Source organism: Nonomuraea sediminis (assembly GCF_018531495.1).
GTDB lineage: Bacteria > Actinomycetota > Actinomycetes > Streptosporangiales > Streptosporangiaceae > Nonomuraea > Nonomuraea sediminis.
In genome coordinates this window covers 434,076-450,821 of sequence record NZ_JAHDTI010000007.1, presented here as the reverse complement: position 1 = coordinate 450,821, position 16,746 = coordinate 434,076, and the positions used below count along the sequence as shown (strand labels likewise).

The 16,746-nt window shown below is 69.1% G+C and carries 19 protein-coding genes; 9 read left to right on the top strand and 10 right to left on the bottom strand.

Annotation, left to right across the window (positions count from 1 at the left end; all coding sequences use genetic code 11):
* Positions 1-30 precede the first annotated feature (30 nt).
* A complete protein-coding gene (locus KIK09_RS30555) occupies positions 31-306 on the top strand; it encodes an SCO4226 family nickel-binding protein (protein ID WP_250573979.1) in 276 nt (91 codons plus the stop codon).
* A 39-nt stretch (positions 307-345) separates the two neighbouring features.
* Here KIK09_RS30555 and KIK09_RS30550 read toward each other — a convergent pair whose 3' ends face one another.
* The gene (locus KIK09_RS30550; protein WP_214322843.1) at positions 346-792 is read right to left on the bottom strand and encodes a ClpX C4-type zinc finger protein; all 447 of its coding nucleotides are present in this window, start codon (positions 790-792) and stop codon (positions 346-348) included.
* Positions 793-889: 97 nt separating this feature from the next.
* Here KIK09_RS30550 and KIK09_RS30545 point away from each other — a divergent pair, with 97 nt between their 5' ends.
* On the top strand, positions 890-2,269 hold the full coding sequence (locus KIK09_RS30545) for an alpha/beta hydrolase domain-containing protein (RefSeq protein ID WP_214322842.1): 1,380 nt from the start codon (positions 890-892) through the stop codon (positions 2,267-2,269).
* 350 nt (positions 2,270-2,619) lie between these two features.
* On the opposite strand, the gene KIK09_RS30540 is transcribed toward KIK09_RS30545, so the two are convergent.
* Positions 2,620-3,117: a MarR family winged helix-turn-helix transcriptional regulator gene (locus tag KIK09_RS30540; protein ID WP_214322841.1), complete on the bottom strand. Its 498-nt coding sequence runs from the start codon at positions 3,115-3,117 to the stop codon at positions 2,620-2,622.
* Between the two features lie 81 nt (positions 3,118-3,198).
* Between KIK09_RS30540 and KIK09_RS30535 the strand changes: the two genes are divergently transcribed.
* From KIK09_RS30535 to KIK09_RS30525, 3 genes are all read left to right on the top strand, one after another.
* Positions 3,199-4,398 carry a flavin-dependent oxidoreductase gene (locus tag KIK09_RS30535; RefSeq protein ID WP_214322840.1) on the top strand — a complete coding sequence of 400 codons (1,200 nt, stop codon included), beginning with the start codon at positions 3,199-3,201 and terminating at the stop codon, positions 4,396-4,398.
* Positions 4,395-4,868, top strand: a complete 474-nt coding sequence (locus KIK09_RS30530; RefSeq protein WP_250573978.1) for a DUF3237 domain-containing protein — start codon at positions 4,395-4,397, stop codon at positions 4,866-4,868. The genes KIK09_RS30535 and KIK09_RS30530 overlap by 4 nt, the downstream gene beginning before the upstream one ends.
* A gap of 274 nt (positions 4,869-5,142) precedes the next feature.
* Positions 5,143-6,339, top strand: coding sequence for an esterase-like activity of phytase family protein (locus KIK09_RS30525; RefSeq protein WP_250573977.1), 1,197 nt, complete (start codon positions 5,143-5,145; stop codon positions 6,337-6,339).
* Positions 6,340-6,817: 478 nt separating this feature from the next.
* Here KIK09_RS30525 and KIK09_RS30520 read toward each other — a convergent pair whose 3' ends face one another.
* The 5 genes from KIK09_RS30520 to KIK09_RS30500 all read right to left on the bottom strand — a co-directional run bounded on the left by KIK09_RS30520 (position 6,818) and on the right by KIK09_RS30500 (position 9,891).
* Positions 6,818-7,114: a DUF1905 domain-containing protein gene (locus KIK09_RS30520; RefSeq protein ID WP_214322839.1), complete on the bottom strand. Its 297-nt coding sequence runs from the start codon at positions 7,112-7,114 to the stop codon at positions 6,818-6,820.
* A 534-nt stretch (positions 7,115-7,648) separates the two neighbouring features.
* Positions 7,649-8,509 carry a hypothetical protein gene (locus tag KIK09_RS30515; protein WP_214322838.1) on the bottom strand — a complete coding sequence of 287 codons (861 nt, stop codon included), beginning with the start codon at positions 8,507-8,509 and terminating at the stop codon, positions 7,649-7,651.
* Positions 8,506-9,057, bottom strand: a complete 552-nt coding sequence (locus KIK09_RS30510; RefSeq protein WP_308164370.1) for an RNA polymerase sigma factor — start codon at positions 9,055-9,057, stop codon at positions 8,506-8,508. The genes KIK09_RS30515 and KIK09_RS30510 overlap by 4 nt, the downstream gene beginning before the upstream one ends.
* Positions 9,058-9,060: 3 nt before the next feature.
* A complete protein-coding gene (locus tag KIK09_RS30505) occupies positions 9,061-9,237 on the bottom strand; it encodes a hypothetical protein (protein ID WP_214322837.1) in 177 nt (58 codons plus the stop codon).
* A gap of 219 nt (positions 9,238-9,456) precedes the next feature.
* Positions 9,457-9,891 carry a DUF6196 family protein gene (locus tag KIK09_RS30500; protein WP_214322836.1) on the bottom strand — a complete coding sequence of 145 codons (435 nt, stop codon included), beginning with the start codon at positions 9,889-9,891 and terminating at the stop codon, positions 9,457-9,459.
* A gap of 82 nt (positions 9,892-9,973) precedes the next feature.
* Between KIK09_RS30500 and KIK09_RS30495 the strand changes: the two genes are divergently transcribed.
* On the top strand, positions 9,974-10,252 hold the full coding sequence (locus tag KIK09_RS30495; protein WP_214322835.1) for a hypothetical protein: 279 nt from the start codon (positions 9,974-9,976) through the stop codon (positions 10,250-10,252).
* Positions 10,253-10,313: 61 nt separating this feature from the next.
* On the opposite strand, the gene KIK09_RS30490 is transcribed toward KIK09_RS30495, so the two are convergent.
* Positions 10,314-11,735 (bottom strand): DHA2 family efflux MFS transporter permease subunit, encoded by a 1,422-nt coding sequence (locus KIK09_RS30490; RefSeq protein WP_214322834.1) that lies wholly within the window; start codon positions 11,733-11,735, stop codon positions 10,314-10,316.
* 90 nt (positions 11,736-11,825) lie between these two features.
* Between KIK09_RS30490 and KIK09_RS30485 the strand changes: the two genes are divergently transcribed.
* Positions 11,826-12,323 carry a winged helix-turn-helix transcriptional regulator gene (locus tag KIK09_RS30485; protein WP_214322833.1) on the top strand — a complete coding sequence of 166 codons (498 nt, stop codon included), beginning with the start codon at positions 11,826-11,828 and terminating at the stop codon, positions 12,321-12,323.
* Positions 12,324-12,639: 316 nt separating this feature from the next.
* Positions 12,640-13,293 carry a hypothetical protein gene (locus KIK09_RS30480; protein ID WP_214322832.1) on the top strand — a complete coding sequence of 218 codons (654 nt, stop codon included), beginning with the start codon at positions 12,640-12,642 and terminating at the stop codon, positions 13,291-13,293.
* 183 nt (positions 13,294-13,476) lie between these two features.
* Here the strand turns inward: KIK09_RS30480 and KIK09_RS30475 are convergent, their stop codons facing one another.
* Positions 13,477-14,763 carry an MFS transporter gene (locus KIK09_RS30475; RefSeq protein WP_214322831.1) on the bottom strand — a complete coding sequence of 429 codons (1,287 nt, stop codon included), beginning with the start codon at positions 14,761-14,763 and terminating at the stop codon, positions 13,477-13,479.
* Positions 14,760-16,109 (bottom strand): M20/M25/M40 family metallo-hydrolase, encoded by a 1,350-nt coding sequence (locus KIK09_RS30470; RefSeq protein ID WP_214322830.1) that lies wholly within the window; start codon positions 16,107-16,109, stop codon positions 14,760-14,762. Before KIK09_RS30470 ends, KIK09_RS30475 begins: the two co-directional genes overlap by 4 nt.
* A 73-nt stretch (positions 16,110-16,182) precedes the next feature.
* On the opposite strand from KIK09_RS30470, the gene KIK09_RS30465 reads away from it, so the two are divergent.
* Positions 16,183-16,734, top strand: coding sequence for a winged helix-turn-helix domain-containing protein (locus tag KIK09_RS30465; protein ID WP_214322829.1), 552 nt, complete (start codon positions 16,183-16,185; stop codon positions 16,732-16,734).
* Positions 16,735-16,746: the final 12 nt, after the last annotated feature.

The following is a 16,746-nucleotide window of genomic DNA, read 5'->3' as shown; positions in this document are numbered from 1 at the left end:
ACGAAGTACGAACGGTCGTGCTATCTATGCATGATCAGTCCACGTCAGGAGATCACCATGGCGAAGTTCATGGACGTACACGAAGGCTTCACCGGCGCCACCCAGGAGCAACTGGCAGCGGCCCACGAGGCCGACCTCGCGATCGAAGCGGAGGAGGGCGTTCACTTCGAACGCTCCTGGCTCGACCCGCAATCGGGCAAGGTCTTCTGCCTGGCCACCGGGCCCGACAAGGAGGCGGTGATGCGCATCCACGAGCGTGCCGGGCATCCCACCGCCGAGGTCTACGAGCTCGAGGCAGAGGTCTGATCCCGCGCCCGAGATCTTTGTGGCGCGCCTGGTACTCCGTCAACCGGCTCGGTCGCCGTCGGCGACGTCGGCCGCGAACCGGTCCCAAGCGGCCTGACGCGACACCCCCAGAGCCTCTCCGATCCTGGCCCACGTCACCCCGCGATCCCGCAGCAGCCGCACCCACGCCCGCAGGTCACGCTCAGCCTGCTCCACCGTGAGGGCCTGGCGGGGAAGCATGGTCAGCATGTCCTCGTCGGACATGCTGACCAGGTACTCGTCGGTACGCGGGTCGGGGCCGCGGTGCACGCGCTGCGGGGCGCCGTCCGCCCGGGGCGGGGTGTCGGCGATGACCAGACGGCACAGCTCCACGCAGGCGTCGCAGATGTAGACGCCGGGGCCCGCGACCACCCTCCCGGCCTCGGCATAGGGCTTGCCACAGAAGGAGCATCGGGTCGCCAGACCCTCTGCCGAGCCTACGGGTCGCCTGCGCCTGCTTTGCGTCACGCGCCGATCATCCCACACGGGCTGTCAGCCTGCCCTTGACAGCCATTCCTGTCAAGGGCAGGCTGACAACCAAACGATCTCCCGAGAGGACAGGCTCATGCGAACCGCCCTGCCCGACCTGCAGCCCTCCCGCGGCGGCCGCGGCCGCCCCTTCGGAGCCGCCCGCAACGAAGATGCGGACCACGGCTACATCGAGGAGGAATACCTGCTCAGCGGCACCGCCACCGCCTACCGCGACGACCCCGCCGAGCCGGGGCAGGTCGGTGTACGCGCTCACGCCCCCTACGTCACCCGCGTCCTCGTCCGAACCCCCGAGCCACGAGAACGCTTCAACGGCACCGTCGTGGTGGAATGGTTCAACGTCTCCGGCTTCATGGATGCCGGCGTGGAATGGCTCTACACCCACACCGAACTGATACGCGGCGGATACGCCTGGGTCGGCGTCTCGGCCCAGTGCGCCGGTGTCACCGGCAGCGCACTGCCCCCCGACGGAGCCGCGCCGGGAGGGCTCAAAGCCTGGGACCACGACAGGTACGGCACGCTGTACCACCCCGGCGACGACTACTCCTACGACATCTTCTCCCAGGCCGGGCACGCCATCGCCGAGCTGTTCCCCGGCGCGCGGCTCATCGCCGCCGGCGTGTCACTGGCCGCCTACCGGCTGACCACCTACATCAACAAGATCGATCCCATCGCCCGCGCCTACCACGGCTACCTGACCCATAGCCGCATCGGTGCCGCCTCTCTGCTCGTGCTGCCCGACCCGCCCCAGATGGACCCCCGGCCGGTGCCGTTCCGCGACGACCTGCGGGTACCCGTCCTGGCCCTGCTGACCGAGACCGACCTCATCACCCTGGACTACCTGTCCGCCCGGCAACCCGACGGACCCTGCCTGCGCGTCTGGGAGATCGCCGGAACGGCCCACGCCGACACCTACAGCGACGCCGCTGCCTCCCACGACATGACACGCCTGGAACCCGCCCGCATGGCCGCCGCCCTCGCCCCCCGCGAGCGCGCCGCCGGCTTCGAGCTCGGCCACACCGTCAACGCCGCGCCGCAACACCACTACGTCGCCAACGCCGCCATCCACCACCTCGCCCGCTGGGTACACGACGGCACGCCTCCGCCGCACGCCCCCCGCCTGGACACCCGGCCCGGACCGCCGCCCGCGATCCGGCGCGACGGCCTCGGAAATGCGCTCGGCGGCATCCGCACCCCCTGGATGGACGCGCCAACCGCCGTACTGACCGGGATCAGTCCCAACAACGGCCTGATCGAGAGGCTCTTCGGCCAGACCGTCCCCTTCACCGGCGCCACCCTGGCCCAGCTCTACCCGGGCGGCGCCGGCGACTACCTGGCGGCCTTCGGCGCGGCCACCGACGCCGCGGTCGCCGAAGGCTTCCTGCTGGAGGCGGACACCAACGAGATCAAGGACCTCGCGGCCGCCGCGTACCAGGCCGAATCCCGTAAACCGTAGAGATGGGCAGCGACTCGGCACCGTACGTGAGCATTCCAAGGCGGTCTCGCTGCCCTCACAATGATCAAGCCGAGCCGCGTGCGCCGAGGACAGCGAATCGGTCCGGACCATCCGCGCCTGGGCGCAGCACTGGGCCTGCCGGAAATTGGCTCGCGGCGGCACGACTGCACCCACCGCTCCATGACCGCGTTCATGCGTAGCAGGACGCCGGTGAGCTCCGTGTGGATACCAAAGGGCTGCGGACTTCCCACCCTGGTCATGGATTCGGCCACCCCAGGGGCCGCCGCCCGGCGCTCCGCTTGACTCACCAGGACCTGCCGCCCGCCTGACTCATCGTGGGAGGATGCGGGTCAGTCCTGCGGGCGGGCGGCGATGAGGCGGCGGACGAGCTCGGCCAGTTGCTCGCGCTCGGGCTCGGTGAGGGTTGCGAACCATTCGCGCTCGCGCCGATTCTGCTCCTCGAAGGCCACGCTGACCGCCTGCCTGCCCCGGTCGGTGAGCGCGACCATGACACTGCGGCGGTCATCCGGCACACCACGGCGCTCCACCAGCCCATCACGCTGCAGGGTGTTGACGGCGTTGGACACCGCCGAGCGGGTCATGGCGGACATCTCGGCGAGGTCGCTCACCCGGGTCGGCCCGAGCAGCCAGAGCTTGAACATGAGCCGGAACCCGGGAAGCGTCCAGCCCTTGGGCCGGTGGATGCGCGACTCCAGGTCGGCCACGAGCACGTACGACAGGTGCAGCAGGTTGTAGGCGAGCCCGAAGACCGACGCGTCGACGTCGGCGGGCAGCTTGGCCACGTGATCGCGCGCGTAGCGCTCGTACCAGACGTCCAGCTGTTCCACCTGGGAATCCTCCCACCTCTTGTCGCCCTCAGATAGATGTGCGCACAATAGTTTTGGCCAAACCAATCTACGGGAGTTGTCATGCGGATCCTCATCGTGGGCGGCGGTATCGGCGGCCTTGCGGCGGCCCTGAGCCTGCACGCCGCCGGGTTCACCGAGATCACCGTGACCGAGTCGGTCGAGGAGATCCGGCCGCTCGGGGTCGGCATCAACCTGCTCCCGCACGCCGTACGGGAACTGACCGAGCTGGGACTCGCCGAGCAGCTTGAGGAGACAGGGCGGGCCACGGCGGAGCTGACCTACTTCGACCGGCACGGCAGCCTGATCTGGAGCGAGCCGCGCGGGCTGGCGGCCGGATACCACTGGCCCCAGTTCTCGATCCACCGGGGCGAGCTGCAGATGTTGCTGCTGCGCGAGGTCGAGGCGCGGGGCGTGCCGGTGCTCACCGGGCGCAGGCTCACCAGGTTCGACGAGGCGGAGGCGGAGTTCGCGGACGGCTCGACGCTCGGGTTCGACCTGCTCGTCGGGGCGGACGGCATCCGCTCGACCGTCCGGGCCTGGTTCTATCCTGACGAGGGACCGCCGCCGTGGAACGGCCTGGTGCTGTGGCGGGGCACGACGAACGCGCAGCCGTTCCTGTCCGGACGGTCGATGATCATGGCCGGCGACGGAGAGCGGAAGTTCGTCGCCTATCCCATCAAGGACGGCTTGATCAACTGGATCGCCGAGCGGCCCGTCGTCGGCGAGGCGGCCGACCGGGGCGACTGGAACCGGCGGGTGCCCGCGCAGGAGATCCTGCCGCACTTCGAGCAGTGGCGGTTCGACTGGCTGGACGTGCCCGGCCTGATCGCGGGCGCGGAGGCGATCTACGAGTATCCGATGGTGGACCGTGACCCGTTGCCGCGATGGACGTACGGGCGGGTGACGCTGCTCGGTGACGCCGCGCACGCGATGTATCCCATCGGGTCGAACGGCGCGTCCCAGGCGATCCTCGACGCCCGCGCCCTCGCCTTCCACCTGGCGCGGTCCGGCGATGTGGACCATGCGTTGCTCGCCTACGAGCAGGACCGGCGCGAGCCCACCACCGCGCTCTGCCTGGCCAACCGCCAGATGGGCCCGGAGATCGTCATGAAGCTCGTCCACGAGCGGGCCCCCGACGGCTTCACCGACATCGAACAGGTCCTCCCGCGGGCCGAGCGGGAGGCCATCGCCGCTTCCTACAAGCGGCTCGCCGGGTTCCACCCCGACCTGCTCAACCAGCGCCCCTCCTACACGCCATGACGACCTACGAGCCGATGCGACCGGGCCTGGAGCCGCTGGCCCGGTTCCGGGTGGAGTTGGCCGCGGTCAAGGAGCTCGGCCAGACGCAGTGGGGCCGGCGGCGGGTCATCGACGTCCTCGGGGGATCGTTCGAGGGGCCAAGACTGGCCGGGGAGGTGCTGCCGGGCGGAGCGGACTGGCAGGTCGTGCACGCCGACGGCAGCGCCAGCATCGACACCCGCTACACGCTGCGCACCCACGACGACGCTCTGATCTACATACAGACCCAGGGGCTGCGCCACGGGCCGCCCGACGTGATGGCCGCGCTCGGCCGCGGCGAAACCGTCGACCCGGCCACCTACTACTTCCGGCTCGCGGTCAGGTTCGAGACGGCCGCGCCCGGCTATCTGTGGCTCAACAGCACCCTCGCCGTCGCCTCCGGCATGCGCGCGGCGACGGCCGTGTGCTACGACGCCTACGCACTTTCCTAGACAAGACGGGTACGCATCGTGATCCCACCCGATGCGACATAGATCGCACTCCCCCGAGGCGCCTCGACAATCGTGAATATTTCCATCTCCGACGCGATAGGGCCTGAGCTGCGGTTAAGCGTGGTGGTATTCGGCACCAAGGAGTGGCTGATCAACGTCGCCACGGCCTGCCGTACCCGAGCCATGCATACGGCGGGCCGCTGCGCTCGTCGTGGTGACGACACGTTGCCCGCCGTTCGGAATCCCGTCATGTGACCGCCCTAGGGTGCCCGCCATGAGAAGTATCGCCATCATGATGTGTGCGGGCGCCATGGCTCTCGCGGTGGCCGCCCCCGCCGCCGCCGAGCCCGAGCGTGGGGAGTTCGGCAGGGCGACGCTGACCGGCTTCGCCTCGCTGCCCGCTCAGACCTACGTCCCAGGCAGCGAGCCCTCCGGCTCACAGCTGGGCACGACCCCGATCAACGGGATCACCCCGCCGTTCCCGGGGCAGCCCGTCCAGGGCTTCAGCGGCATCGCCCGCCGCCACGACGGCACCTTCGACGTCCTGTCGGACAACGGCTACGGCGCCAAGGCGAACAGCGCCGACTTCCTGCTGCGCGTGCACCGGGTCAAGCCCGACTTCACCGGGAAGACCGTGCAGGTGCTGGGCGGGTTCTACCTGTCCGACCCGCGCGGCCTCGTACCCTTCCCGCTCACCAGGTCCGACCGCAAGCTCACCGGGGCCGACTTCGACGTCGAATCGATCGTGCGCTCCCTTGACGGCAGCTACTGGATCGGCGACGAGTTCGGCCCGTTCCTGCTGCACTTCAACGACAGGGGTGAGCTCCTCGACGCGCCGATCGAGCTGCCCGGTGTCAGGGCGCCCGAGAACCCGAACCTCGGGGGTGCCCAGCCCAACCTCGGCCGCAGCAAGGGCTTCGAGGGCCTGATCAGGGCGGTGGACGGTCGCCACCTCTATCCGCTGCTGGAGGGCACCGTCACCGGCGACCCGGCGGGCACGCTGCGGATGCAGGAGTTCGACCTGCGCAAGCGCGCCTACACCGAGCGCCGGTGGACGTACAAGCTGGACGACCCGGCCAACTCGATCGGCGACGCCATCGCGGTCGACCGGCACCGCTTCCTGATCGTCGAGCGGGACAACCTGCAGGGCGCCGCCGCCAGGACCAAGCGCATCTATCTGGTGGACAACCGTGACAGCGACGGCGACGGCCTGCTCGACAAGACGCTGGTCGCCGACCTGCTCGACCTGGCCGACCCGCGCGGCATCGGCGGCGGGACGGGCGGCACGTTCACGTTCCCGTTCCAGTGCATCGAGGACCTGATCATCCTCGACGACCGCACGGTCGGGGTGCTCGACGACAACAACTATCCGTTCTCATCGGGCCGTACGGCGGGCCAGCCCGACAACAACGAGTTCATCACCATCGAGCTCTCGCGCGGCCTCAAGGCCGACCCGCGGGTCTACCAGTAACCCAGGGTGCCAGCGGACGGGCGGCGCAGGTGATCCGCACGATCCAGTCCGAATCCCCCGCCGCCCGGGTCGCCGCCGGGCCCCGCGCCTGCCGGACATTCCATCCAGGCAGCTCAAGCGCCGTGAGAACTTGTGGAGTCCTGGCGTAGTAGGCAAGTACGCGATGGAACGCCTACGCGGGTTGCCCTGTGCGTGGCACGGTCGTCCCTGATCGGTGAGGGGTGTAGACGGCGCCGTCGGGGCGGCCCAGCCGGGCGGAACCGCGAGTCAAGGACGCATGGCTGCTCGCGGGTACGCGGGACCCGCGACGACCGCGTGGACCAGCGGCAGACCATCACGGCCAGCGCGATCGCGGCGGGGACGGGGGCGACGAAGCGGCGCAGCAGGGCGGCACACAGCGTTACGCCCCTGACGCTGACGGCAATCGTGAACATGGTGGAAGGAATCGCCACCACGCGACGCTGGCCGACATCAATCTTCAGGCGTCGAGAAGCTCGACGGTCACGCTCGCGACGTCACCGGCGCTGAGGCCTTCGGCCTCGCGAACGGCCCGCTTGATCGGCAGCGCGTAACAGCCGCGCCCCTTGTCGGGAAAGATCGAGGTCCTCCAGTTGCTCCCGCCGATCGTCACCTGCACCCGCAGCGAGCCGAACCCGTGCCGCGACCTGCCCATCAGGTCCTGGATCTCCTCGGAGTCCTCGACGGGCAGGCTGACGAAGGTCCAGCTGTCATCCCGCCGCGCATCCCAGATCCACAGCTCACCATCGAATTCCACGACCACGAGCACAGCATCGCAGGCGGGTCCGACAATCATCACGGAGTCTCCGGTCGGGGGACGAGGCAAGCCCCTTGGCCGGGGACAATGATGTCGGCCACCACCGCGCGGGCGAGGCCGGGTAGGCCGCAGTCGAGGCGGGCCGGGGCGGGGCGGGGGTGGAGTTGCGGCCCAGGATTCGCCGAGGCTTTGTTACACACCTCGCTCGCCCTGATGACCTACCTCCGCCAGAAGTGCGCGGCCGGCTTCCAGTGCGTGCTGAGCTTCGGGTCGCGGCGGGCCGTTGCCTCCGGCTCGCGGCGGGCCGCCGCCTCCGGCTCCCGGCGGGCTGTTGCCTCCGGCTCCCGGCGCGCACGCGGTGGGGGCCCGAGAAGGATCGGGCATGCGGCCTGGGGGCCGGCGCCGCCAGCGCGTGCACGCCGACCGGCCGGGGCGTGGGTGCGACCAAGAGCAGGTGTGGCAACCGAGGGTTGGCGCGTTGGGTAACGGGTGAGCAGCCGTTCCGCACCAACGAGTGCCCACCTGTTCTCCGCGTCAGAATCCGGGCGGTGGAGTCACGCCTGCCCCTGGCTCGACGTGCACGATGATCACGCCGTCGTTATAGGTTTCGGCTGTCGCCACCTTCCAAGTCGGATCGATGCGGGAAGCGGGCACGTCTTGCTCGTAGCGGACGCCCTTGCCCCCGTCCCGGAGCGGCCAGTCGAGCTCGTAGGCCACCTTCAGGTCGTGCTCGCGCACGACTTGTACCGCCTCGGCCACCGAACGTCCCTGAAGCTTGACTCCAGCCAGCGCCTCGCCTGGCCAGCTCGCATCCGCAGGGTAGGCGTACCTCTCGCCGGGCTTCGCCGGGCGGCCCAGGCTGAACTGCGCGGGCCCCTTGATGCCGGCGGTAACGCGGAAGGCCGTCAGACACCCTTCGACACGCTTGCCACAGTCGGACAGGGTGGACGACATGCGGGCGTCGGGATCACTCTTGTCGAACCCGACGACGGGCGCGCGCTGCTGCGGCGAGACGGGGATCAGCTTGACCGTGACGTTGTCCAGCCCAACCTTTCGGAAGGCCTTCTCCAGCTCGGCTGGATCGGGATCACCGTCAGTGATGTAGAAGACGAACCAGTCACCGTCGCGGTCGATGGTCACGGCCTGGCTGGCGTACACCTGCTCGGATTCGTTGAAGAGGGATGGCACGACGACAAGGGCTCCAGCCAGGACAGCCGCTGCGGCCAGGCCCAGCAGCGCGCGGCGGGGTGACCGAGTGAGTCGCCGCCGGGCCGGCTCCTGCTCCAGCAGGACGATCTCCGCCAGTAGCGCGTCCGCCCCCGCGGTGGACGCCCTGCCGACCAGGTCCTCGTCCAGCACCCTGGCCCGGTTCTTGAAGATCTGATCGTTGTTCACCGTGACTCCCTCTCGATGAGCGGCCGCGCTTCGAGGCGGGCGACCGATGGGCGGGTCTTCTCCAGCGCCTTGGCGAAGCGCTTGCGGGCCCGGTGCAGGCGGATGCGGGCGGCGTTACGTGAGCAGCCCAGCACCGCGGCGATCTCTCCAGGGTCGAGTTCCTCCCAGACGGCCAGGGCCAGCAGCTCGCGATCACCGTCGGAGAGCATGTTCATGGCCTCACCTACTTCGTCAGGCCCGGCCTGAGGAGAGGGTGTGGCGTAGAGGACTTCAACCTCGGCAGTGAGCTCGGCGTGCCGGGTGGCTCTGCGTCGCTCGCCACGCCGGTGGTTGGCCAGGACCCGCCGGGCCACGCCGTACAGCCAGAGTCTGCCTGCCTCGCCATGTGGAAGCTCTGCTATCCGCCGCCACGCGATCACATAGGTCTCGGCCACGACATCGGCCGCGTCCTCGGGAGAGGAACACCGCCGCATGGCGTAGCCAAGGATCTGTTCATATGTTTGCCGGTACATGGCGTCGAACCGGTGCCGGCTGTCGGTTTCATCCACGCGTCATCCCTCATCGGACCTTTCGAACGCTTTGGGTTTCGTTCTCTTCGTGTCCGCGAGCGACAGCAGAATTTCAGGCGACAGCGGCAGCACCGTGCCGGTCATCGCCCGGCTGGTGCAGGCCGATAGGGACACCACGATCCACCGCTTCCAGGTACGGTTGCCCGACCGGTTGGCCATGACCACGCCCTACCTGCGCCGGCGCAGCACCCAACGCCGCCACCCGGTCGTGCTGGAGGCCCAACGCCGCGAACGCGCCCGCATCCGCTCCGACCGCGGCCCCCGCTGGGCCGTCCCCACACCCCAGCAGCACCGAAGGCGTTCACGGACTCCGCACCAGGTCACAAGATCGACAGACCCGTCCAGAGCGCGATGGCCTCGGCCCGGGACACAGCCAGGTCAGCTGGTGCGCAGTGTCATGATGAGCGCGGTGGCCTCGTTCAACATGTTGATGGGGCAGCCCCAGTAGTCATAGATCCCCCCACGGGCACGGTTACTGCCGCAGACGACGAACACGCCGGTTCCCAGCTCAGCCTTCAGGTGGGTGGCCAGCCAGCCGACGAAGCCGCTGTTGTCCAGCTCGGCCGGGAAGTGAAAGGAGAAGATCCCGAACCGTTCGACATCTTGGTGCCGCTGGTCGTGTGGAACCAGGCAGCTCCAGCTTTCGTCGTCTCGGACCACTGCCAGTGTGTCGGCGGTGAGCGCCGGTGGCCGGTCTGCGGGCGACTCCTCAAAGCACCAGATGCCGTCGTGAACGACGAAGTCGGCTAGGGCGATCACATGGCGCAGGCGTTCCTCGGTCTGCTGCGGAGTCTCCCTGCTGACACTGACCATGACGTGCTCTCCTGATTCTTGCGGCCCTCTGGGCTCGTCCGGGGGGTCGTGGCATGCCGGAGAGATCCCTCAGCATGTTCGCATGGGCGAGGTTGTGCACCGACAACCGGTAAGGCATGTCAGATGCCCAGCCATCCATGCCTGTCCCGACCTGCCCGGCCTCTCCGACGCGGTGGACCAGCCGACGGTGGCGGAGATCGTGGCGCTCGGGCCCGGCGGACGGCCCTCATTCGAGGTGCTGCGGCACCGGACGCACGTGCGGGATACGCGACGGATCGCCGCCCTGATTGAACAGCACTGGACGCATGTGCGGGATACGCGACGGATCGCCGCCCTGGCTGAGCAGCACCCGCCGCCCTGATGCTGATGCTGGTTCGTCATGACCCTCACGCTAGCCAGGGTTTCTGGTACGCCCGGAATCGTTACGTGTCGGCGGGTGAGCTGCGGTCGCCGCGGGGTGTGAGGCCGAGGGCGGTGACGGCGCCGAGGGCAGCGGCTCCGGCGATGAACCACCAGGCGCCCTGGAAGCCTGCGGCCGTCTGGTGCGGCGAGGTGTCGAGCGTGCCGAGGACGGCGACCAGGACGGCCACTCCGAGGACGTATCCGAGCTGGCGGCCGGTGTTGACCACGGCGCTGCCGGTGGCGGCCTGGGCGGGCCGCAGGTCCGCGGTCGCGGCGGCGATCATGCTGGGCAGCGCGAGGCCGATGCCGATGCCGGTCACGATCCATCCGGGCAGGATGTCCGTCGCGTACCGCGCATGCGCGGAGGCGCTCACGGCCAGCATCGCCGCCCCCGCGCAGAACACCAGGTTGCCCACGGCGACGAGCGGGCCGACCGGCAGGCGCCGGGCCAGCCGCTGACCGACCATCGCGAAGATCGGGACCATCAGAGGCCCCGGCAGGATCGCGACGCCGGTGGTGATGGCGCTGTATCCGGCGCTGTTCTCCAGCCACAGGACGACGCTGGGGAACAGCGCCCCGAACGCCGTACAGAACACCAGGACCGTGACGTTGGCCCAGGCGAAGGTCGGCACCCGCCACAGGGCCGGATCGATGACGGGCGCCGGATGCCGCAGCACTCGCGCGACCAGGACCGCGATGCCGAGCACCGCGACGCCGAAGGCGCCCAGGGTCGCCGCGCCGGTCCAGCCCCACTCGTCGCCCTTCACCAGCCCGAGCGCGGCCGCGCCGATCGCGACGGCGAGCAGGCCGGCGCCGAGCGGGTCGGGCAGCCGGGTGATCGAGTTGTCGCGTGACTCCGGGATCAGGCGGAGCGCTCCGACGAAGGTCACGAGGCCGACTGGCAGGTTGATCAGGAACACCCAGTTCCAGGACACCTCGACCAGCGCCCCGCCGACCACCGGGCCGACGGCGGCGGCGAACGAGCTGGTGGTGGCCCAGATCTTCACCGCGCCCGCGCGCCGCTCGGCGGGCAGGGCGGTGAGCAGGAGCCCGAGGCTGGTCGGGGTGAGCACCGCGGCGCCGGCGGCCTGGAGCACCCGGAACGCGACCAGCCACGAGAGCGTCGGCGCCACCGCGCAGCCCGCGCTGGCGAGGGTGAAGACGGTGAGCCCGGCGAGGAAGCCCGCCTTGCGGCCGTGCCGGTCCGCCAGCCGTCCGGCCGGGATCAGCAGGGCCGCGTAGACGATCGTGTAGGCGTTGAGCACCCAGCTCAGGTCCGCCAGCGAGGAGCCGTGGAAGCTCGCGCCGATGTCGGTGAAGGCGACGTTGACCACGAAGACGTCGAGCATGGCCATGAACGCGGCCAGGCAGAGCACGACCACGATGGCGTCCGCGCGCTTCCGCTGGGGTCGCGTCCCGGCCGGCAGTGCCGCTTGATGCATGAGGATCTCCCGTTCAACCCCTGACTACACATTTGTGAAGCCAGCAGGCTGACTATACATAGGTGTAGTCATGGGCGGTAGTATGAATTCATGCCTGCCGTGATGGAGGGTCCGCTCGCGGATCTCAGCTCGTGGAAGACCGACCACTGCTCACTGGTCAAGGCCCTGGAGATCGTCGGAACCAAGTCGGCGCTGCTGATCCTGCGGGAGGCCTTCTACGGCACCACGCGGTTCAGCGCCTTCGCCCAGCGGGTCGGAATCACCCAGACGGTCGCGGCCCGGCAACTGCGCCACCTCACCGAGGCCGGCCTGCTCAACAAGCAGCCCTACCGTGACGAGGGCGGTCGTACGCGCGACGAATACGTGCTCACCGACATGGGCCGCGACCTGCTCCCGGTCGTCCTCGGCCTCATGCAGTGGGCCGACAAATATCTCCAGGACGGCGGTCCCCCGCTCCTGTACGTCGACCACGACACCGGTTCCCCGGCTCGGGTCGAGCTGCGCAGCGACGCAGGTGACCCCATCGAGCTGGAGGAACTCGGCGTACGGCTCAACCCCGCCTGGCGCAGGCCCCCGTCCGCCACCTGATCTGTCGCCTGGGACGCGCGGGGCTGAACGGCGTCCCGGCGGGCACGCAGAAGCTGTCGACCATTGGTCCAGCGCCTGTCCCGGCGGGCGCCGCTGAACGGCCTCGAGCCCGGCGGCCAGGAGTGCGATGAAGAGCAGCCCGGAGTGGTAAGAGCAACCGCGCCGCACCAGCCGGGGTTGGCCCGCCGTTCATAGGAGTCCAGCGGGTGATGTGGCCCGCCGGGTCGGGATGGCCGGAGCCGGACGCTGACGTCGCTTGACAGCACCCTTCCGGGTGAAAGGCTGAGGTTCTTCTCCCTGGTCAAGGAGGACCACGATGACCGCGACGCCCCCCGAAGCCCTCACCTCGGACCCCGCGGCACCGCAGATCGCACACTCGCTGGCAGAGATCCATACCAAGGGCGCAGGCCTGTTCTCCCGGGCGCTGGTGATGGTCAACGGAGACCTCTCCTTCGACGAGGCGCACAGCTACAGGACCCCGGTCGCGGGAGCGCGTTCCGGAGGGACGACGCGCTACTCCCTGGCGGAGACCAAGGACGCCGACCGGAGCTACCAAGGACGCGTCGACAAGGCTCAGGCGCGCATGTCCAAGCAGGACAGCGAGGTCGCCGTCCTGCAGGAAGCCTGGGACTGGATCGAGGCGCTTCATGCCTCGTTCCCTCATGGCGCCCACATCCGGGTCGTGGTGGTCGGCAACATCGGGCCGTGCACCGGATGCAAGGCCCGCCTGAAGCTGTTCCGGCAGGACCTCATCAGCGTGTTCGGACCCGGGCGGGTGATCGTGGAAAGCGTCTACGACACCAGCCAGATGTTCATCACGAAGGACTACGTAGAGAAGTACCAGGACTACGAGACGGGGACTACGAGCACGGTCTCGACGACGTACGGATACGAGGGCGCGACGGTGGAAACCTACCGGCCGCCGGGTCCTCCGCAGAGCGTGTCGTACTGGCTGTACCAGGTGGGGTAGGCGGTCCCGGGGCACCCGCAATCGCGACGCCGGGCAGGCGTCGCGAGGTCTTGCTCAGCGTGAGGCTCGGCTGCGCTGATGCTGCTGAGTGACCCCCGGCCGGAACACGCAGCCGGGGGTCACCGAGCAGTCGTTTCGGTAAGCGGGAAGCGCCTCCGGACGACCTGCGAACCAGACGCGCCTTCACACCTTCTCGGGCTGGCCTGTCAGATTGATCTGGCTTGCCGTACGGACATAACGGTCGCTGGCCAGTACGCTGACGAACGAGAGCGCGGCGAGCGCGACGAGCCAGAACGCCGGCGCGAGGGGCGTGTCGAGGGCTGCGAGCAGCCAGGTGACGGCGACCGGGGTGAGGCCGCCGAAGAGGATGGCGCCCACGTTGTAGCTGATGGACAGGCCGGTTCCCCGGGCTGTGGTCGGGAAGAGTTCGGCCATGCGGGCGGCGAGAGGTCCTGTGTACCAGGGTTTGATCAGCCCCATCAGCGTCATGACGATGGCCATCGTGACAAAGCTCGGCGCGGCTCGGAAGAGCAGGAACAGCGGGATGCCGGAGACGGCGATGCCCGCCGCCGCGATGGTGAGCATCCTGGTGCGTCCGATGACGTCGGAGACGTGGCCGGCGAGCGGAGCGATCAGCACCATGACGGAGCCGGTGATGATGACAGTGGTGAAGCTGGTCGACGCGGGCAGGCCGTACTGCCGGATGGCGTACGTCGGCATGTAGGTGATCAGATAGGAGTAGCCGGTCGACACGGCGAGGATCCCGATGCAGAGCGCCATCCTGGCCTTGTGTGAGCGCAGTGTCTGTGCCACGGGCGGCTTCAGCTGGTCAGTACGGCGCGCCTGGCTGAACTCCGGTGTCTCGCTGAGGTTCTTGCGGATGTAATAGCCGACAGGGCCGAGCAGCAGACCGAACGCGAAGGGAACACGCCAGCCCCACGACTCGAACTGCGCGTCAGACAGGGTGCCGCTGGTGATCGCGAGCAGCAGGGTGGCCAGAACTGTCGCGAAGGCCTGGCTGGCACCCTGCCAGCTGGCCATGAAGCCGCGCCGGTTGGCGTTCTGCTCGACGAGATAGCCCGTGGCGCTGCCGAACTCTCCGCCCGCGGAGAAGCCTTGCAGCAGCATCGCGAGCACCATGCCGATCGGTGCGGCGATACCGATCGTGTGGTAGCCGGGCAGGAACGTGATGATCAGCGTGGCGAGCACCATGATGCGGATGGAGGCCATCAGTGCGGGCATCCGGCCCGCGCGGTCGGCGTAGGCGCCGAGCACGAGCGCGCCGATCGGGCGGACGACATAGGCGAGTGCGACGGTGCCGAATGCCAGGAGCAGCGAGCTCTTCTCATCCTGGCTGGGAAAGAATTGTTTCGCGATGGTGCTGGCAGCCAGAGTGTAGGCAGTGAAGCTGAGCCATTCCAGCGCGTTCCCCACCGATGCCGCGGCCACGGGCCGCCACTTGCCGCTCATAGTGCACCACCGATGCTGCGCAGGACCGCGGCCGCGGTCACGATGCCGTCATGGAACCGGGCGAGTTCGAAGTTCTCGTTGGGAGCGTGGTTGCGCTCGTCGACGTTGGCCAGCGGAATGCCGTAGCAGGGCAGTCCGAGCCCGTCGGTGATGCCCGCGATCGGCAGGCTGCCTCCCATCGCGGGCGCGAACAGCGCTGACTTGTCCGCCGTGGCGCTCACCCCATCGAGCACCGCCTGCGCATAGGGCGCGTCCGGCAGGGTACGCGAGGGCTCCATCATGGCCTTGAAGACGACCTCGGCGTGCGGAAGCCGGGCGGCCACGTGCTTGCGTACCGCATCGACGACCGTGGCGGCCCGTTGGCCGCAGGCGAGCCGCATGTCACAACGGGCGATCGCGACCGACGGGATCACCGACCGGTGCTCCTGATTGTCCAGGCACGTGAGCGAGTTGATGCTGAAGGTGGGCAGCGCCAACCGCTCGTTGACCCCGGCATCGCCGTACGGGTCCATGCGCTCGAGCCCGACCCCGGCGAGCAGCTCCTGCGGGGCCACGGGCAGCGCGTCGAGTGCCGCGCGCTCGGCCGTGGTCAACCCGGTGGTGCCGGCGTCGTAGCCCTCGACGAGGACGCGCCCATCGGGTGCCCGCATCGTTGACAGCAGCCACACCAGCTCCCACGCCGGATTGGCCGCGACGTTGCCCCAGTTCCCCGAATGCAACGCGGTATCCGCGCCCCGGACCGTGATCTCGAAACTCACCACGCCGCGCACGCCGAGCAATACCGTCGGCTCGTAGCTGTCGTGAACCGGCCCGTCGCTCCACACCGCGACGTCCGCGTCGAGGTCCGTACGCATCGCTGCGAGCGTAGCCGCGAGGTGCGGACTGCCGATTTCCTCCTCACCGTCGAGCAGCACCGTCACCGAGCAGGGCAGCCCCTCCTCGCTCGCACGCAGCGCGCGTACGGCGAGCAGCTGCGCGAAATGCTGCCCCTTGTTGTCGCCTGTGCCGCGCCCGTACATCCGGCCGTCACGGATCGCGGCCTCGAACGGCGGGCTGTCCCACTGCTCGAGCGGGCCGGCGGGCTGCACGTCGTAGTGCCCGTAGATCACCACGTGCGGGCTGCCGTCGGGACCCGGCGCGTGACCAGCCACCAGCGGCCACCCGCCCGTCTCGAAGAGCCGCGGCGCGAGGCCGCTTGCGGCCAGCAAACCCTTGGCGTGCTCGGCTGCCTCCGGCATGCCCTCCCCGGTGGCACTGACGCTCGGCATCCCGATCCAGTCGGCCAGCTCTTGTTCGTGCCGCGCCCGGTTACGCGCCACGTAGTCCTTGATGTCCTCGATCGACATGCCACCGCCCTTTGCGATTGCTTCCACAAAGTGAAATCGATCCCAATAATGAACATCGGTTATACTGCTGTCAATGGCTGAACCAACGCTGTCGACGGCCGAACCGGCACCGCGCAGGCGGGCGACCCCCCAAGACCTGCGCGCCCTGACACACCCGCTGAGCTGGCGCATTCTGCGCCTCTGCCTGGAGAAATCACAGACCAACCAGCAGCTCGCACAGCGGCTCGGCGTCGCGCCGGCCACACTGCTGCGCCGAGTGCGAGCCCTCACCGACGCCGGCTTCCTCATCGTCGAGCCACCCCGTCAGGGCGAACATGGAGCATGGGAACGCCCCTACCGCGCCACCGGTGCGACCTGGCGTCTCGACCTCGGGACAGATGCGAACCAACTGACAGGTCAGATCGATCTGGCCATCGTCGATGCCCACCGCGCTGAACTCGTCGAGAACGGCCCGCCCCTCAACCGGCACACCCGACGCGCGATCCTGCACCTCGACGCCGAGGCCCGCGCGGAACTCGACCAGCGGATCGACGCCCTCCTCGACGAATTCGAGAACCGATCCACACCGGATGGCACGCCGATATCCGTCCTGTGGAACGCGGCCGAGCAGGGAAACACGCCGTAGGGCGGGCGCAGG